The 16,453-nt window shown below is 64.6% G+C and carries 14 protein-coding genes and 1 pseudogene; 13 read left to right on the plus strand and 2 right to left on the minus strand.

Features of this window, described 5'->3' with window-relative positions:
- Positions 1 to 24 precede the first annotated feature (24 nt).
- From FJ941_RS26395 to FJ941_RS26410, 4 genes are all read left to right on the plus strand, one after another.
- Positions 25 to 1,545: a sugar ABC transporter ATP-binding protein gene (locus FJ941_RS26395; RefSeq protein ID WP_246674018.1), complete on the plus strand. Its 1,521-nt coding sequence runs from the start codon at positions 25 to 27 to the stop codon at positions 1,543 to 1,545.
- 16 nt (positions 1,546 to 1,561) lie between these two features.
- Positions 1,562 to 2,527 carry an ABC transporter permease gene (locus FJ941_RS26400; protein WP_246674019.1) on the plus strand — a complete coding sequence of 322 codons (966 nt, stop codon included), beginning with the start codon at positions 1,562 to 1,564 and terminating at the stop codon, positions 2,525 to 2,527.
- A gap of 3 nt (positions 2,528 to 2,530) precedes the next feature.
- Positions 2,531 to 3,478, plus strand: a complete 948-nt coding sequence (locus FJ941_RS26405; protein WP_140510251.1) for an ABC transporter permease — start codon at positions 2,531 to 2,533, stop codon at positions 3,476 to 3,478.
- Between the two features lie 120 nt (positions 3,479 to 3,598).
- Positions 3,599 to 5,680: a 3-hydroxyacyl-CoA dehydrogenase NAD-binding domain-containing protein gene (locus FJ941_RS26410; protein ID WP_140510253.1), complete on the plus strand. Its 2,082-nt coding sequence runs from the start codon at positions 3,599 to 3,601 to the stop codon at positions 5,678 to 5,680.
- 17 nt (positions 5,681 to 5,697) lie between these two features.
- Here FJ941_RS26410 and FJ941_RS26415 read toward each other — a convergent pair whose 3' ends face one another.
- Positions 5,698 to 6,510: a LuxR C-terminal-related transcriptional regulator gene (locus FJ941_RS26415; RefSeq protein WP_140510254.1), complete on the minus strand. Its 813-nt coding sequence runs from the start codon at positions 6,508 to 6,510 to the stop codon at positions 5,698 to 5,700.
- 116 nt (positions 6,511 to 6,626) lie between these two features.
- Here FJ941_RS26415 and FJ941_RS26420 point away from each other — a divergent pair, with 116 nt between their 5' ends.
- The 6 genes from FJ941_RS26420 (at position 6,627) to FJ941_RS26445 (ending at position 12,522) form a co-directional block, all read left to right on the plus strand.
- A complete protein-coding gene (locus tag FJ941_RS26420; RefSeq protein ID WP_140510256.1) occupies positions 6,627 to 7,763 on the plus strand; it encodes an ABC transporter ATP-binding protein in 1,137 nt (378 codons plus the stop codon).
- Positions 7,744 to 8,907 (plus strand): spermidine/putrescine ABC transporter substrate-binding protein, encoded by a 1,164-nt coding sequence (locus FJ941_RS26425; protein ID WP_140510258.1) that lies wholly within the window; start codon positions 7,744 to 7,746, stop codon positions 8,905 to 8,907. The genes FJ941_RS26420 and FJ941_RS26425 overlap by 20 nt, the downstream gene beginning before the upstream one ends.
- Positions 8,908 to 8,973: 66 nt before the next feature.
- Positions 8,974 to 9,837: an ABC transporter permease gene (locus tag FJ941_RS26430; RefSeq protein ID WP_140510260.1), complete on the plus strand. Its 864-nt coding sequence runs from the start codon at positions 8,974 to 8,976 to the stop codon at positions 9,835 to 9,837.
- On the plus strand, positions 9,837 to 10,649 hold the full coding sequence (locus tag FJ941_RS26435) for an ABC transporter permease (RefSeq protein WP_140510262.1): 813 nt from the start codon (positions 9,837 to 9,839) through the stop codon (positions 10,647 to 10,649). Before FJ941_RS26430 ends, FJ941_RS26435 begins: the two co-directional genes overlap by 1 nt.
- A 10-nt stretch (positions 10,650 to 10,659) precedes the next feature.
- Positions 10,660 to 11,421 (plus strand): glucose 1-dehydrogenase, encoded by a 762-nt coding sequence (locus tag FJ941_RS26440; RefSeq protein ID WP_140510264.1) that lies wholly within the window; start codon positions 10,660 to 10,662, stop codon positions 11,419 to 11,421.
- 285 nt (positions 11,422 to 11,706) lie between these two features.
- Positions 11,707 to 12,522: a hypothetical protein gene (locus tag FJ941_RS26445; RefSeq protein ID WP_140510265.1), complete on the plus strand. Its 816-nt coding sequence runs from the start codon at positions 11,707 to 11,709 to the stop codon at positions 12,520 to 12,522.
- Between the two features lie 7 nt (positions 12,523 to 12,529).
- On the opposite strand, the gene FJ941_RS26450 is transcribed toward FJ941_RS26445, so the two are convergent.
- Positions 12,530 to 12,817, minus strand: a complete 288-nt coding sequence (locus tag FJ941_RS26450) for a hypothetical protein (protein WP_140510267.1) — start codon at positions 12,815 to 12,817, stop codon at positions 12,530 to 12,532.
- Between the two features lie 357 nt (positions 12,818 to 13,174).
- On the opposite strand from FJ941_RS26450, the pseudogene FJ941_RS26460 reads away from it, so the two are divergent.
- The 3 genes and pseudogenes from FJ941_RS26460 to FJ941_RS26470 all read left to right on the plus strand — a co-directional run.
- Positions 13,175 to 13,546, plus strand: a pseudogene (locus tag FJ941_RS26460) (nucleotide disphospho-sugar-binding domain-containing protein); the annotation flags it as partial.
- 5 nt (positions 13,547 to 13,551) lie between these two features.
- The gene (locus FJ941_RS26465) at positions 13,552 to 14,922 is read left to right on the plus strand and encodes a glutamine synthetase family protein (protein WP_140510277.1); all 1,371 of its coding nucleotides are present in this window, start codon (positions 13,552 to 13,554) and stop codon (positions 14,920 to 14,922) included.
- A 2-nt stretch (positions 14,923 to 14,924) separates the two neighbouring features.
- Entirely contained in the window at positions 14,925 to 16,223 is a 1,299-nt protein-coding gene (locus FJ941_RS26470) for an FAD-binding oxidoreductase (RefSeq protein ID WP_140510269.1), read from the plus strand.
- Positions 16,224 to 16,453: the final 230 nt, after the last annotated feature.

The following is a 16,453-nucleotide window of genomic DNA, read 5'->3' on the forward strand; positions in this document are numbered from 1 at the left end:
ACCACTGAACGGATATCGTTGAGCATGGCTGCAGGCAATACGGACGTCATCAGACTGAGCGGCGCCGAAAAACAATTCGGCGCCGCCAATATTGACATCGTAAGACTTGACGGTGCCGAAAAGCATTTCGGCGCCGTCAGGGCGCTGGGCGGGGTGGATTTCCATGTCGGATCCGGCGAATGCGTCGGCCTCGTCGGCCATAACGGCGCCGGCAAGTCGACGCTGATGCACATGGTGGCCGGCACCTCGACGCCCGACAGCGGGACGATCGGGGTGCATGGCGGTATCGAAGAGAACTACTCGGTGTCGCGAGCGCAGCAGCTCGGCATACGCTGCGTGTTCCAGGAGCTCTCGCTCTGTCCCAATCTCAGCGTCGCCGAAAACACGCGCATCAACCATGCTTCGCTCTCCGGCTTCGGCTGGCAGCGCAGGGCGGCCGAGCTGATCGCCGCCAAGCTCGATGAGATCTTCCCGGACCACGGCATCTCGGCCTGGGACATTGTCGGCGATCTCTCGATCGGCCGGCGCCAGATGGTCGAGGTGGCGCGCGCCTTCACGGTGACACAGGACCGGCTCGACCTGGTCATCCTCGACGAGCCGACCTCGTCGCTCGACGCGCACACGGCCGGCCAGCTGCTGGCTTTCGTGCGCCGCTTCGTCGCCGGCGGCAAAAGCTGCATCCTGATCTCGCACGTGCTGGGTGAAGTGTTGCGGAACGCCGACCGCATCGTCGTGATGCGCGACGGCAAGGTGGTGGCGTCGGACGCGGCTGGTGCCTTCGATCGCGACCGGCTGGTGACGGTGATGGGCGGAGCCGAGGCGCGCGAGAAGATCGCCGCACAGGCGGCTGCCGCCAAGCCAGGCGCCAGTCCGCTGCGCGTCCGGGCGCGGCCCGCCGGGCAGACTGACGGTAAGGACCTTGTCGCCCGCGCGGGTGAGATCATCGGCCTTGCCGGGCTGGCCGGGCACGGACAGACCGACTTGCTACTGCGGATCTTTAATGCCGCCGCGCGCGCCAAGGCCGGCATCGAGGTCACGGCGCCGGTGGCGCTGGTGGCGGGCGACCGCCAGTCGGACGGTATTTTCCCGCAATGGTCGATTGCGCGGAATATCGGCATCCGCTCGCTGGGGCGTCTGCGCAACGGGTTGCTGATCTCGCCGCGGCGCGAGGCGGAGCTCGCCGATGCCTGGAAGAAGAAGATCGGCATCCGCACGCCCGATATGAACAACAACATCTTCTCGCTGTCGGGCGGCAACCAGCAGAAGGCCCTGTTTGCCCGCGCACTGGGCTCCGATGCCGAAATCGTGCTGATGGACGATCCGATGCGCGGCGTCGACATCGGCACGAAGCTGGAGGTCTACGACCTCGTGCGCGAAGAAGCGGGTCGCGGCCGCACCTTCCTCTGGTATACGACCGAAACCGAAGAGCTCGACAATTGCGACCACATCTATGTCTTCAAGAACGGCCGCATCGTCGCCAATTTGACGCGCGACGAGCTGACCGAGGAGAAGATCATCCAGTCCTCCTTCGGCGATGCGGCCTGAAATGACGGCGACGCCAATGGACAATGGCTTCAAGGGGTCGGCGGCACGCAATGCGGCGGCGCGGGCGCGGCTGTTGCGTGGCCTGCTGCCGGCGCTGTCGCTGGCGCTGGTGTTGGCGGCAATCGCCTGGCTCAACCCGCGCGCCATCAGCTATTTCGGCTTCAGCCTGATGCTGAACCTGGCGATTCCGATCGCGCTGGCGACGATCGCGCAGATGTTCGTCATCGCCGGCAACGAGCTCGACCTCTCGATCGGCACCTTTGTCGGCTTTGTCGGCTGCGTCACCGCGACCTGGCTGAAGGACGCACCGCTCATCGGCGTCCTCATTCTCGTCGGGTCGATCGGCATTTATGCGCTGCTCGGCGCGCTGATCCACATGCGCAACCTGCCCTCGATCGTGGTGACGCTCGGCATGAGTTTCGTCTGGCAGGGGCTGGCCATCCTCGTCCTGCCCAAACCCGGCGGCAAGGCGCCGGACTGGTTGCTGGCGATCATGTCCTTCAAGCCGCCCTTCATTCCGTTTCCGATCATCGCCGCGCTGCTGATCGCCGCGGTCGTGCATTTTGGTTTGATGCGCACCTCCTACGGCGTGATCCTGCGCGGGTCCGGCGGCAATCCGGCGGCGCTGCGACGCGCCGGCTGGTCGCTGCTCAAGACCAAGATCGTGCTGTTCGCGCTGGCCGGTCTTTTCGGCGTGCTGTCGGGCATGGCGCTGATCGGCATCACCACCTCGGCGGATGCCAATATCGGCAATGGCTACACGCTGCTGGCCATCGCCGGCGTCATCCTCGGCGGCGGCGAGTTCGTCGGCGGCCGGGTCTCGCCGATCGGTGCTGTCATCGGCGCGCTGACGCTGGCGCTGGCCGCCTCGCCGCTGCTCACCTTCATGCACATTCCGCCCGACTGGCAGGTGGCCGCCAACGGCGCCATCCTAATCATCGTGCTGGCGGCGCGCGTGCTGATCAGCCGCAAGGAAAGGTGAGCGATGGCTTCGCTTAAAACGCTGCTCACAAAACCCTGGATCTGGTCGTTTATCGGCGCGCTGCTGGTGTGGCTGGCGACGATCGCCTTCACCGGCGGCTATGGCGGCGGCGGCATGGTCACGGCCGCATTGTCGCTTGCCGTGTTCACCGTCATCGTCGGCGTCGGCCAGATGTTCGTCATCACGCTCGGGCCCGGCAATGTCGACCTGTCGCTGCCGGCCAATATCGGCCTCGCCAGCGCGGTTGCCATGAAGGTGATGGGCGGCAGCGATGCCATGATCGTGGTCGGACTGCTGGCGGCGCTCGCCTGTGGTGCCGCGATCGGCGTCATCAACTATCTCTTGATCTGGGCGCTGCGCATCCCGCCGATCATCGCGACGCTGTCGGCGAGCTTCATCATCCAGTCGGTCGACATCAGCTATGGGCGCGGGCTGCAGATCAAGCCGCCGCCCGGCTTCGCCGATTTCACCAACTGGCAGGTGCTCGGCATTCCCGTGCTGGCGATCCTCACCGTGCTGTTCACCATCGGTGCGGCCATCGCCTTGCAGCGCATGATCTACGGCCGCTCGGTGCTGGCGATCGGCCAGAACATCCGTGCCGCCTGGCTCGCCGGCGTCAAGGTCGGGCGCATCCGCTTCCTCACCTACACGTTTTCGGGGGCGCTCGGCGGCATCGACGGCGCGCTGCTCGCCGGCTATTTCCGCGGAGCCAATGTCGATATCGGCAATGAATATTTGCTCGCCTCGATCGCCGTCGTCGTCATCGGCGGCACGTCGGTGGCCGGCGGCAAGGCCAATGTGCCCGGCGTCTGGGGCGCGGCGCTGTTCCTGGTGCTGCTGCTCACCATGCTCAACACATTCGGCGTCAGCGCCGGCGTGCGGCTTTTGCTGACCGGGCTGATCATCGTAGGGGTGATCACGGCGGCGGGTGGCGAGAAGGCAGTGCGCTGACTGCAACGTCTAGGGCGCGACCTCAGCCTGTCGGGCCAACCGTTGGACCAGCCGGTTCCCATTCGCGGCGTGGCCTTGTAAACCGGTCCCCGATCTCAGTCGGTCTTGGGAGGCCTCCACTTGTCCAGTTCTGTCAGCGTCGCGAACGAGGGTGGCATCGCCATCGTCACCATCGACAATCCGCCGGTCAACGCGCTGAGTTTTCACGTTCGCGAGCCGCTGATGCAGGCGCTGATCGCTCTGCGCGATGACGCATCGGTCGCGGCAATCGTTATTGCATGCGCCGGGCGGACCTTCGTCGCCGGCGCCGACATCACCGAGTTCGGCAAGCCGGTGCGACAGCCCGACCTGCGTGCCATCGTGGCGACGCTTGAAGCCATCGCCAAGCCGACGGTCGCCGCCATCCACGGCACCGCGTTCGGCGGCGGGCTGGAACTGGCGCTAGGCTGCCATTTCCGCGTTGCCGATCAAGGCGCAAAGCTCGGCCTGCCCGAAGTGAAGCTCGGCCTCCTGCCCGGTGGCGGCGGCACGGTGCGGCTGCCGCGTCTGGTGGGCGCCGCCAAGGCATTGAAGATGATCGTTTCCGGCACACCGATCGGCGCGGATGAGGCGCACGGGGCCGGCCTGGTCGACGCCGTCTTCGCGGGCGATCTGAGCACCCGCGCCGTGAACTTCGTCCGCGAAATAGCCCGCAAGGGTGGTCCCTTCACGCCGGTGCGCGACCGCGATGAGCTGCTTCGCGGAACCGACCTGGCGGCCTTCGATGCCGAGGCGGCGGATTTGGCTGGGAAGGCGCGTGGCCTGGAAGCGCCGATGGCCTGTGTACAGGCGGTGCGCAATGCCGTCACGCTGCCCTTCGACGAGGCGCTGGCGGCGGAGCGGGCGCTGTTCGCCAAGCTCGTCGCCAGCGACCAGTCGCGCGCGCAGCGGCATCTGTTCTTCGCAGAACGCGAGGCGGCCAAGCTTCCCGGCAATGTCGTCAAGCGCAGGATCGCCCGCGTCGGCGTTATCGGCGCCGGCACGATGGGCGGCGGCATCGCCATGGCTTTCGCCAATGGCGGCTTTCCCGTCACCTTGCTGGAAACCAGCCAGGAAGCGTTGCGGCGAGGGCTGGCGACGATCGAGAAGAACTATGCCGTCTCGGTCGCGCGCCGCTCCTTGAGCGAAGACGCCAAGCGGCAGCGGCTCGGTCAGTTCAAAGGCTCGATCGACCATGCCGATCTCGCGGATTGCGACCTGATTATCGAGGCGGCGTTCGAGGACATGGCGGTCAAGAAAGAAATCTTCGGCAAGCTCGACGCAGTGGCGAAACCTGGCGCTATCCTTGCCACCAACACCTCCTATCTCGACATCGACGAGATCGCCGCCTCGACCTCGCGGCCGCAGGATGTGCTCGGCCTGCATTTCTTCTCGCCGGCCAACGTCATGAAGCTGCTGGAGATCGTGCGAGCGCAAAAGACCGCGCCGGATGCGCTGGCGACCGTGGTCGACCTGGCGAGGCGGATCGGCAAGGTGGCTGTCGTCGTCGGCGTCTGCCACGGCTTCGTCGGCAATCGCATGCTGGCGGCGCGTGGCTCGGAATTGGAAGCGCTGCTGCTGGAGGGCGCGGCTCCCACCCAGATCGACAAGGCATTCACCGATTTCGGCTGGCCGATGGGGCCGTTCCAGATGGGCGACCTGGCCGGCCTCGACATCGGCTGGCGCAACCGCAAGGCGCGCGGCCTGACGGCCGTCATCGCCGACACGCTGTGCGAACAGGGCCGTTTCGGTCAGAAGACCGGCCGTGGCTTCTATCTCTACGAGAACGGTTCGCGCACGCCGGTACCCGATCCCGAGGTCGAGGCGCTGATCCGTGACAAGGCAGCCGAGAAGGGCATCGCGCCGCGCACGATCAGCGCCGACGAGCTCATCGAGCGCACCCTCTATCCCCTGGTCAACGAGGGGGCGAAGATACTGGAGGAAGGGATTGCTGCCCGCGCCTCCGACATCGATGTCGTCTGGGTCAATGGCTACGGCTTTCCCGTCGGCAAGGGCGGTCCGATGTTCTGGGCCGGCCTGGAAGGCGGGGCCAGGATCGTCGAGCGGCTCGAATATTGGCACGAGCGGACCGGCAAGGATGTTTTCAAGCCAGCGCCTTTGCTGAAGCGGATGGCTGAGACCGGCTCCTGGGAAGCCGGGTCAACAGCCGGGATCCGAGGGTAGTCAGCGGCCTGCGGGAATCATCGGATCCGCGCGTCGATGATCTCGACGAAGCGGGCGAAAAGGCCGGCCTGCGACTTGATCTTGAGCTTGCGGTAGATGTTGCGGCGATGGACCTTCACCGTTCCCGGCACGATGCGCATGGCCCTGGCAATCGACTCGGTGGAGTGTCCCTGCAGCACAAGGTCGACGACGTGTTTTTCGCGCGGCGTCAGCGACAGGCTTTTCCAGATATGGGCGCGGTCGAACTCGTTGACCGCGGCTATTTCCTCGTCCTGCTTCGTCTCGGCCGGCTCGTCGGCGGGAAGGGCAGGCCAGCGCAATCGGATGAAGCTGATCACGGTCGGCGCCATGTCGCGCAGCAGCCTGGCATCGGCGGTGCCGAACGGGCCGGAAGTGCTGAGCCGCATCAGCGACAGCACCAGCGCGTCCTTGCCCGGCAGCGGCACGAAGAAGCCGACTTCCTCGGCCAGCCTGGTCTGGCTGTAGTAGGAGCGGAAATATTCGCTGGCGTAGAAACGATCAGGCGCGAGTTCCCGCATGCGCCAGAACCCTTCCTTGCGCTCGACCGCCGCGTGATGGAACGGGTCGAGCAGGTAGGGCCCTTCCTGATAGAGCGCGACGAAGACGTGGCTTTCGGCCGGTGTGAACGTCTCGAACAGCAGCGACGGGCGCGCGGCGCCGCGATAGCCGAAGATCACGCAGTGGTCGAAGCCGACATGCTGCCGCAGCCAGTCGACCATCGCTTGGCCGAAAAGGTCGCCGCTCGTCTCCCGCGTCGCCGCGACAAGGGTGGCGAGCCGGCTGTATTCGTCGCTGCGGGATCCACTCAATCCATACCCCCTCAAATGAGAAAATAGATCAGATATACCACCTGCGAGGTATATACTAGCTGCCATTGGCTCTGGTAGCGTCTTGAAATCACGTCCTGTCGCTGGAGCCCACAGCCTTGACCGCAGTGCCCGACATCGAATTTCGCGGCGTCACCAAGCGCTATGGCGCGGTGACCGCGGTCAGCGGCATCGACCTTGCCGTGCCACCGTCCGCCTTCGTTGCCCTGCTTGGACCGTCCGGCTGCGGCAAGACGACTTGCCTGCGCATGATCGGTGGCTTCGAGCAGCCGAGCGAGGGCCAGGTGTTCATCCGCGGCCAGGACATGGCCGGCACGCCGCCCTACCGGCGGCCGGTCAATATGGTGTTCCAGCAATATGCGCTGTTCCCTCATCTCGACGTGGAAGCCAACGTTTCCTATGGCCTGCGCCAGGCAAGGCCACGGCTGTCGTCGCGCGAGATCGGCCGGCGGTCCGGCGAAGCGCTCGAAATGGTGCGACTCGCCGGCTATGGCGGCCGCAAAATCCACGAACTGTCCGGCGGCCAGCAGCAGCGTGTCGCGCTGGCGCGCGCGCTGGTCAACAAGCCGGCAGTGTTGTTGCTCGATGAGCCGCTGGCGGCGCTCGACAAGAAGCTGCGCACCGACATGCAGATCGAGCTGCAGAACCTGCAGCGCGAGATCGGCATCACCTTCGTGCTGGTCACCCACGACCAGGAGGAAGCGCTGTCGATGAGCGATTTCGTCTGCGTCATGAATGGCGGGCGCATCGTCCAGCTCGGCCAGCCGAGCGAGATCTATGACGAACCGGCCGACCTGTTCGTGGCCGATTTCGTCGGCAAGACCAATCTTCTTGCCGGCAAGGTTGCCGGTCATGCGGGTGATCTTGTCAGCGTGGCGCTGGCGGACGGCACCGTCATTACGGCGCGCAAGCGCACTGCCCTGCAACAAGGCGAGACCGTCTCGGTCAGCCTGCGTCCTGAATCACTCAGCCTTGGCGCTCCGACAAGCGGTCCGCTCAAGGGCGTTGTTCGCAACCGAATTTTCCTGGGCTCGACGGCGGAATACGCGATCGAGGTCCAGGGCATCGGCACTTTGCTCGCCAAGGCTGATCACCTGATCGGCCAGGGCAATCTCTTCAAGCCGGGCGAACCCGTCGCCATCGGCTATGCCTCCGGAACGCCGCTGGCGTTTCCGGAAACCAAGAACAACGGGACCAACCAGAGGGTAAACAAACATGTCGAAATCATATCGTGACGGACTGCCGATAAGCCCCGAGAATTTCGTCGACCAACTGATGCGCCTGAAGCGTGGCTCAATCGGCCGCCGCGACTTCCTCGGCCTCACCGGACTCGGCATCGCGACGGCGATGATGGCGCGCGAGATCGGCATCATGCCGACGCCGGCTTTCGCCGCCGAAAGCCTTGGCGACCGTATGTCGATCGCCACCTGGCCGAACTACCATGACCCGCAGACCTTCGAGAACTTCAAGAAGGACACCGGCGTCGCCGTCGAGGTCAACGTGTTCGGCTCCAACGAGGAGATGCTGGCCAAGCTGCAGGCCGGGGCCTCGGGCTGGAGCCTGTTCGTGCCGACCAATTATACCATCTCGACCTACAAGAAGCTCGGCATCATCGAGGCGCTGGAGATGACGAAGCTGCCGAATTTCGACGGCACCCAGGAAGATCCGCGCTTCACCTCCGAGGGTACCATCGATGGCACTATTTACGCCGTGCCGAAGAACTGGGGCACGACAGGCTTTGCGGTGAACACCAAGAAGCTCACCAAGCCGATGACGAGCTGGAAGGAATTCTGGGATACCGCCATGGCCGAGGGCGACAGCCGCACCATGGTGCATGACTACCAGCTCACGACCATCGGCAATGCACTGAAATATTACGGCTATTCGTTCAATTCGCTGAAACAGGACGAGCTCGCCAAGGCGGAGGAGTTGCTGCTGAAGGTCAAGCCGCACCTGTTCGCCGTCTCATCCGACTACCAGCCGGGCATGCGCGCGGGCGACGCGTGGATGACGATGTGCTGGACCAATGACGGTGCGCAGCTGCATCGCGACATTCCCGAGATCGCCTATGTGCTTGGCAAGGAAGGCGGCGAGATCTGGACCGATTTCTATGCCATCCCGAAAGACGCGCCGAACAAGCCTGCCGGCTATGCCTTGCTCAACTATCTGATGAACCCGCAGGTCGCGGTGAAGGAGCACCTGGCCAATGGCGCGCCTTCGACCGATGCGCGGGTCAACAAGCTGCTGCCCAAGGAGGTGCTCGACAATCCGATCCTCTATCCGGCGGCGGACCTGTTGACGCCGCTCGAATTCGGCGCGGCGGCGACGCTGACCGATCCGGGCCGCGCCGAACTGATGGCGCGCTTCAAATCGGCTTGAGACTGGCCTGAACAAAGACAATCGACCGGCGGGCCCATGTCCGCCGGTACCGGGGCGGTTTTTCAAATGCACGGCAACAGATTTCGGCATAATTTCCTGACTGCCTTGCTGCTCGCGCCGGCGACAGCATGGCTGATGGTGTTCCTGGTGCTGCCGTTCATCGCCATCGCCGTGTTCAGCGTCGGCGAGCGGGCGCCCGAGGGCGGCTATCAGGCAGCCTTCACGCTGGCGCAATACGCCAATCTTCCGGCGCGGGCGACCGCGTTCTGGAACACGATGGTGCTGGCGCCGGTGGGCGCGCTTGCCTGCCTGCTCGTTGCCTATCCGGTCGCCTATTACCTCGCCTTGCAGGCGCCGCAGCGCTGGCGGCTGATCCTGCTCGCGCTGGTCGTCATTCCATTCTGGACGAGCCTTTTGATGCGGACCTATGCCTGGATGTACATTCTGGGCGGACGCGGCATACCGGCGCTGCTCGCCTTTGCAGGCATTGAGGATGTCAGGCTGATCAACACGCCGGGCGCCGTCCTGCTCGGCATCGTCTACGGCTATCTGCCGCTGATGATCCTGCCGATCTATGTCAGCCTCGAGCGGCTCGACCGGAGGCTGCTGGAAGCCTCCGCCGATCTCGGCGCGACGCCATTGTCAACCTTTCTGGGCGTGACCCTGAAGCTGTCACTGCCGGGCGTGATGACCGGCTTCTCGCTGGTCATGATCCTGCTGCTCGGCGAATATTTGATCCCGACGTTGCTTGGCGGCGGCAAGGTCTTCTTCATCGGCAATGCGCTGGTCGATCTGTTCCTGCAGTCGCGCAATTGGCCATTCGGGTCGGCCATCGCGATCACGCTGGTGCTGGTTTCGGTGGTGGTGCTGATTGCCGCCAACCGCATCTCGACCCGGGTCTCGGGCGCCCGCAGGGTGGACCTGATCTGATGCGCGCCTTCGTCATTGCCGTCTTCGCCTTCCTCTATTTGCCGATCGTGCTGGTCGTGCTGTTCTCCTTCAATGCCGGCCACCATGCCAGCGAGCTCACCGGCTTCTCCGTGCAATGGTATGGCAAGGCGCTGTCCAATCCGTTCCTGGTCGAGGCGCTGAAGAACAGCCTGTTCATTGCCAGCACCAGCGCCTTTCTGGCGGCGGTGTTCGGCACCGCGGCAGCCCTCGGCCTGGCGCGTGTCGGCATCAGAACCCGCGCCGTCTTCGACGGATTGCTCGGCGCGGCGATCGTTGTTCCCGGCGTCGTCATCGGCATCTCGACGCTGGTCGCGCTTGTCCAGCTGTTCGCAGTCGTCAATCCGTTCCTCGCCTCAGTCTGGCCCGGCGACCAACCGCCGCGCCTGTCGCTCGGCTACGGCTCGATCATCGCCGCGCATGGCCTGTTCTCGATGGCGCTGGTGGCGATGATCGTCGGCACGCGGCTGGGCAGCCTCGACCGCAATCTGGTCGAAGCGTCGAGCGACCTCTACGCCACGCCGCTGACGACGTTCCGCTCGATCGTCCTGCCGCAGATCATGCCGGCGGTGGTCGCCGGTTTTCTGCTCGCCTTCACCTTCTCCTTCGACGATTTCATCGTCGCCTTCTTCGTCGCCGGCGCGCAGACGACGCTGCCGATCTATGTCTTCGCCTCCATCCGGCGCGGCGTGACGCCGGAGATCAACGCCGTCGCGACCATCGTGCTCGTCGCTTCCGTCCTGCTCGTGGTGCTTGCCCAATGGCAGCTGCGCCAGCGCAGGCCATCAAACTGAAAGCCGCTCCATGATCCTCAAAGACCGCATTGCCGTGGTGACCGGCGCCGGCTCCGGCATCGGACGTGCTGGCGCCATGATCATGGGCAGGGAAGGCGCTATGGTCGTCATCGCCGACAGGGATGCGGCCAACGGCGAGGCAACGGCCTCAGGCATTCGGGTAATGGGCGGCCGGGCCGAGGCTATCGCCACCGATGTCGGCGAGGACGCGGCTGTTGAGCAACTCATAACCCGTACGCTGGAAAAGCATGGGCGCATCGACATCCTGCACAATCATGCCGGCATCCAGGTCGGCGGCACGCTGACCGAGGTCGAGACCGACGGCATGGACGCCTCCTGGCGGGTCAATGTGCGGGCGCAATTCCTCGCGGCCCGGATCGTCATGCCGTCGATGATCGCGCAAGGGGGCGGCGTCATCCTCAACACGGCTTCGAATTCGGGCGTCTTCTACGACCGCGAGATGATCGCCTATGCGACGTCGAAACATGCCGTGGTGGCGATGACCAGGCAGATGTCGCTCGACTATGCCCGGCACAATGTGCGCGTCAACGCGCTCTGCCCGGGCTGGGTCGACACGCCCTTCAACGAGCCATTCATCGCCCAGATGGGAGGACGCGCGGCGATCGAAACCTATGTCCGCACCAAAATCCCGATGGGGCGCTGGGCCGTGGCCGAAGAGATCGCCGAAGCGATCCTGTTTCTCGTGTCGGACCGATCGTCCTTCATGACCGGCCAGGCGCTGGTGATCGACGGCGGTGAAAGCATCGGCTGAGACCTCTGCTTTTATCTATCGCCCTACCTATTCAGCCCCCTTTTTCCTGCGGTTTCGCGTGGCGCCGGACGGCACAAGACCAAGGTCTGGCTGGCATGGGACTTCAGTGCCATCGCAAGTCAAAGGCAGTGAATTCAGTTGCTTTTCAGTGGCTTACGTTTCCGGCTTGGCGCCCGCTCTCGGATTGCGACCGCATTTGTTTAAAGTTTACCGGGTACAATTAGCGATTTCTCATACGCAGATGGTTCAGCGGTGGGCGAGAACGCGATTCCCGAGGAGATTACCATGACAAACCGGAAAACTCTGTTCGCGGCGCTGGTTGCATTGGCGCTTCTGGCGTCTCCGGCGCTCGCCGGCAATGGGCATGGCAACGGCGGCGGCAATGCTGGAGGCAATGGCGGCGGCAACGGCAATTCCGGGGGCAACGGCAATAGCGGCACCCACGGGAATAGTGGCGGCAACAGCGGCGCTTCGCACGGCAAGTCGTCGTCGGCACCGGGACGGGCAGCCAAGACGGAAACGGACATCACGGCCAGCACCACGGTCGATACAGAAGTCTCGTCGAAGCAGAAGAACATCCACGCCAAACTCGGCCGGCTGAACTCGCTGCAGCGCAACATCAACGCCTATATGAACTCCAAGAGCAAGAAGTTCGGTGCCATTCAGGCATTCGTGACACAATCGGCGAAAGCCAAGAATGCGCAGACCGCGGCTGCGGCGGCTGCCACCACGGCTGCCGCTGCCCAGGCCCAGCTGGATGCGCTGAATTCGCAGCTGAGCGCACTGACGTCGCTGTCGCAGGCCGAGATCGACGCCATGACACCCGAACAGCAGGCGGCCCTGCCTGGGCAGATATCGGCCTTGCAGGCCGATGTCACAGCTCAGCAGGCTGTGGTCGCCGCCGATAATGCGGCTGCCGACGAAGCCGCGGCCGCGGCAACCGCGGCAGCGGTCGGCACCGATGACGCATCGCTCGACGCGGCGCTGACGGACATGGCCAACAAGCCTGTCGACGCCGAGGTCACGGCCTGGGCCCAAGGCGTCCTTGGCGGCAAGATCGACCAGACGGCGGCCAAGCTTCAAGCGGGAACGACGCCGTAGCGGATCGTCACTGAAAAGGCGGTAGCCAGTCAAAGAAGATGCCGCTGGGCTTCGCCCGGCGGCATTGTTTTTCCTGGAGCCGTTCCCGTTTAACGACAAGGCGGTGTGCAGCACGTTCAAGGCGCTTATGGCGGCGCTCGTCCTGCATCGTGTCGACGGCGGCATCGAGCAGCTCGACCGCGGCATCAAGGTTCCGCATGACGCCGCCGTCGCCAACTCTCCGACGACCAGAATTCGCCGGCAGCGAGATGACGGTGGCGCGGTTGTGCGAGGCCGCCGTGACCGTCAGCGACAATGGCGGCCAATCTGCTGCTGGCGTCCTTTGGCGGGCCGCCGCAACTGACGGCGTCTTCCGGCCGAGGCAATCGTTGCGCGAACACCTCAATACACTCGACCATCTCGAAAACCGGAAGTATGAAATGGGTGCCGATCTGTTTCGCGTCCACCTGCGCCTCGCAGCCGGTGACAGCAGGCGGCCAGGCACGGGGCCGCACTGTTCGGCGCGATCAGCCGGCCGGATTGAAGAGGATGAATTGACGCGTAAAGCCAGCCCGACCATGGCGCTGTTTTCCAAGACGGGCTCTGGCGCCGCGCTGAATTCCATGGGCATCGCACAGGCCTTGCGGGCCCGGGGCGCCCAGCCTTCATCCAGCATCGCGCGGTGCCCGACAATGTCTATCTCGACGCTTGGTTTCCGCAGCCCTCGGTGGTGGCGAAGTCGGACCTGTTCATCCACCACGGCGGCAACAACAGCTTTTGCGAAGCGCTGCGTTTCGGCGTGCCGTCGCTGATCATGCCCTATTGCTGGGACGGACACGACAATGCGCAACGCGCCGGAGAGACCGGCGTCGGCGACCATATCGGCCGTGACGGCTGGACCGAAGGAGGATTGGAGAGAGCCATTCTCGGCCTGCTGGCCGATGACGCCATGCGCGCCCGCCTTAGGAACAATGCAGCCGAGATGGCGCTGAAACCCGGAACGGACGTGGCCGCGCAAGCCATACTCTCCCTGATACGGACATGAACGAAATGCTCGATAAGAACACGAATACCGCAATCAACGACCCCAAGGCCTGGCTCACGCAGCACGGCATCAATGAGGTCGAGTGCCTGGTGCCCGACATGAATGGCGTGCTGCGCGGCAAGGCGCTGCCGACGGCCAAATTCCTCAAGGCGCTGGAAGACCGCGCGCTCTATTTGCCGAGCAGCGCCTTCCTGGTCAGCATCGATGGCCGCTATTCCGGCTCTATCGACGAGGGTTTTGCCTATTCGGACCCCGACATGCGCATGGTGCCCGATGTCTCGACGCTGTGCCTGGCGCCGGGCGCTGGCGCTGGCAAGGCCTATGTCTTTGCCGACGCTTTCCACATGGACGGCAGGCCGTGGATGGCCTCGCCGCGCCATGTGCTACGCGCCGTGCTCGATCTCTACCGCCAGCGCGGCTGGCGCGCGGTGGTGGCGCCGGAACTCGAATTCTATCTCACCGCACACAATCCCGATCCGGACAAGCCGCTGACCGCCCCGCTCGGCGCCAATGGCCGGGCCGAGGGCGTGCAGCATCCCTATGACATGGCGGCGCTCGAGGAGTTCGAGCCGGTGGTCCGGCGTATCTATGACTATTCAGCGGCGGCCGGCCTGCCGCTCGACACCCTGATCCATGAATCGGGCACGGCGCAGCTGGAAATCAACCTGCTGCATGGCGACGCACTGCCGCTGGCCGACCAGGTGCTTTTGTTCAAGCGGTTTACGCGGCAGGCCGCGCAGCAATGCGGCATGCATGCGACCTTCATGGCCAAGCCGATCGCGGCCCAGGCCGGCAGCTCGATGCATCTGCACATGTCCGTCGCCGACGAGGCCGGCAACGCGCTTTTCGCCAGCGCTGACGATGCCGACACCACGATGTTCGGCCATTTCATCGGCGGCCTGCAGAAATACATTCCCGAAATCATGCCACTGTTCGCGCCCAACGTGAACTCGTTCCGCCGCATCCGGCCCAACCACAGCGCGCCGGCCAACATCGAGTGGTCGCATGACAACCGCTCCTGCGGGCTGCGCGTGCCGGCGGGAGGGCGCGCCGCAAGGCGGGTCGAGAACCGGTTACCGGGCGCCGATTGCAATCCCTATCTGGCGATCGCCGGTTCGCTGCTTGCCGGCTATCTCGGCGTCGAGCAGAAGCTGGCGCGCTCGGCCGAAGCCTCGGGCAATGCCTACAAGATCAGGAGCACGCTGCCGAAGACCATGGAGGAAGCGCTCGACCGCTTCACGGCTTGCGGTCCGGTGCGGGAACTGCTGGGTGAGGACTTCTTCCAGACCTATGTGCGCGTCAAGAGTGTCGAGCTCGACCTGTTCCAGAGCGTGGTGACGAGCTGGGAGCGCGACCACCTCTTGCTGAAGGTGTGACCGTGGCATCTTCAACGGGTTTCAATTCCGGTCTCGATATCGACAAATCCTACTACGTCGCCACCGCCAATCCGGCGCCGGACCATCCGGCGCTCGCCGGCGATGTCGATGCCGACCTGGTCGTCGTCGGCGGCGGCTGCACCGGGCTGTCGGCCGCCCTTCACGCCGCCGAGCGCGGCCTGAAGGTGGTGCTGCTCGAAGGCGGCAGGATCGGTTGGGGTGCGTCGGGGCGCAATGGCGGCCAGATGATCCCCGGCCTGCGCAAGGGCGCCAAGGGTTTGGTCAAGCTCTATGGGCCTGAGCGCGCCAAGGTGCTGTTCGACCTTGCCTTCGAGGCGCGCGGACTGGTGCTCGACATCATCGAGCGCAACGCCATCGATTGTGATCTCAGGCTGACCGGCCATCTGGTCGGTGCGGTCAACGGCTCCGACCTCAGGGATCTGGAAGAAGAGGCCAGGTGCCTCGAGAGCGTGATGAAATTCCGCGACGTCGAGATTCTCTCGGCGGCGGACGCGCGGGCCAAGGTCGACACGCCTTATCATGGCGCGATGTACGAGCCGCTCGGCGGCCACATGCATCCCTTGAACTACACGCTGGGCCTTGCCCGCGCGGCCGTCGCGGCCGGCGTCACCATCCACGAGAATTCGGTGGCCGTGAAGCTGGAGCGGAAGCCGTCGATCCGGGTTTCGACGGCAAAGGGATCGGTCCGTGCCAGACATGTCGTGCTGGCGGGCGATGCGCTGCTCAACGGGCTGGAGCCGCGCGTCAACAGCCGCATCATGCCGGTCGGCAACTACATCGTCGCCACTGAGCCGCTGGAGGGCGCTCGCAACGTCATCCCCGCCAATGTCGCGGTGTCCGACACACGCTTCGTCGTCAACTATTACCGCATGTCGGCGGATGGACGCCTGCTGTTCGGCGGCGGCGAGCGCTATACGCCGTCACCGCCGGCCGACATTGCCGGCTTCGTGCGGCCGCACATGGAAAGCACCTTCCCGCAGTTGAAGGGATGCCGCATCGACCACGCCTGGGGCGGACTAGTGTCGGTGACAACGTCGCGGCTGCCGCATGTCGGGCACTATGGCGAGGTCTATTTCGCGCATGGCTATTCCGGCAAGGGCGTCATCCTGTCGACGCTGTCGGGCAAGCTGCTCGCCGAAGCGATCACCGCCGATGCCTCGCGGCTCGACCTGTTCTCGACGCTGACGCCAATGCCGTTCCCGGGTGGGACGGCCTTGCGCGGGCCGCTCTATGTGCTGGGAATGCTGTGGTACGCGATGCGGGATAGGCTCAAGCATTGAGGGGCGCTTATTTAGAAGCTGGCGGGCCGGCGCCCCTCCGCCCTGCCGGATATCTCCCCCACGAGGAGGGAGATCGGCAGCTTTGGCGCCCCGCCGTGTCCTGCAACGTTGGAATTTGGCGAAAGCCGGCGTGATATCCGGTCTCCCCCAAGTGGGCAGGGGAATCGCATATGGCGTTTTGGGAGTTGAAATTGGTCTGAGAAGAGATTCTTTGGGAAGGCAGTCCAGCG

This window comes from Mesorhizobium sp. B2-3-13, from assembly GCF_006442195.1.
In the GTDB taxonomy this organism is placed as follows: Bacteria; Pseudomonadota; Alphaproteobacteria; order Rhizobiales; family Rhizobiaceae; genus Mesorhizobium; species Mesorhizobium salmacidum.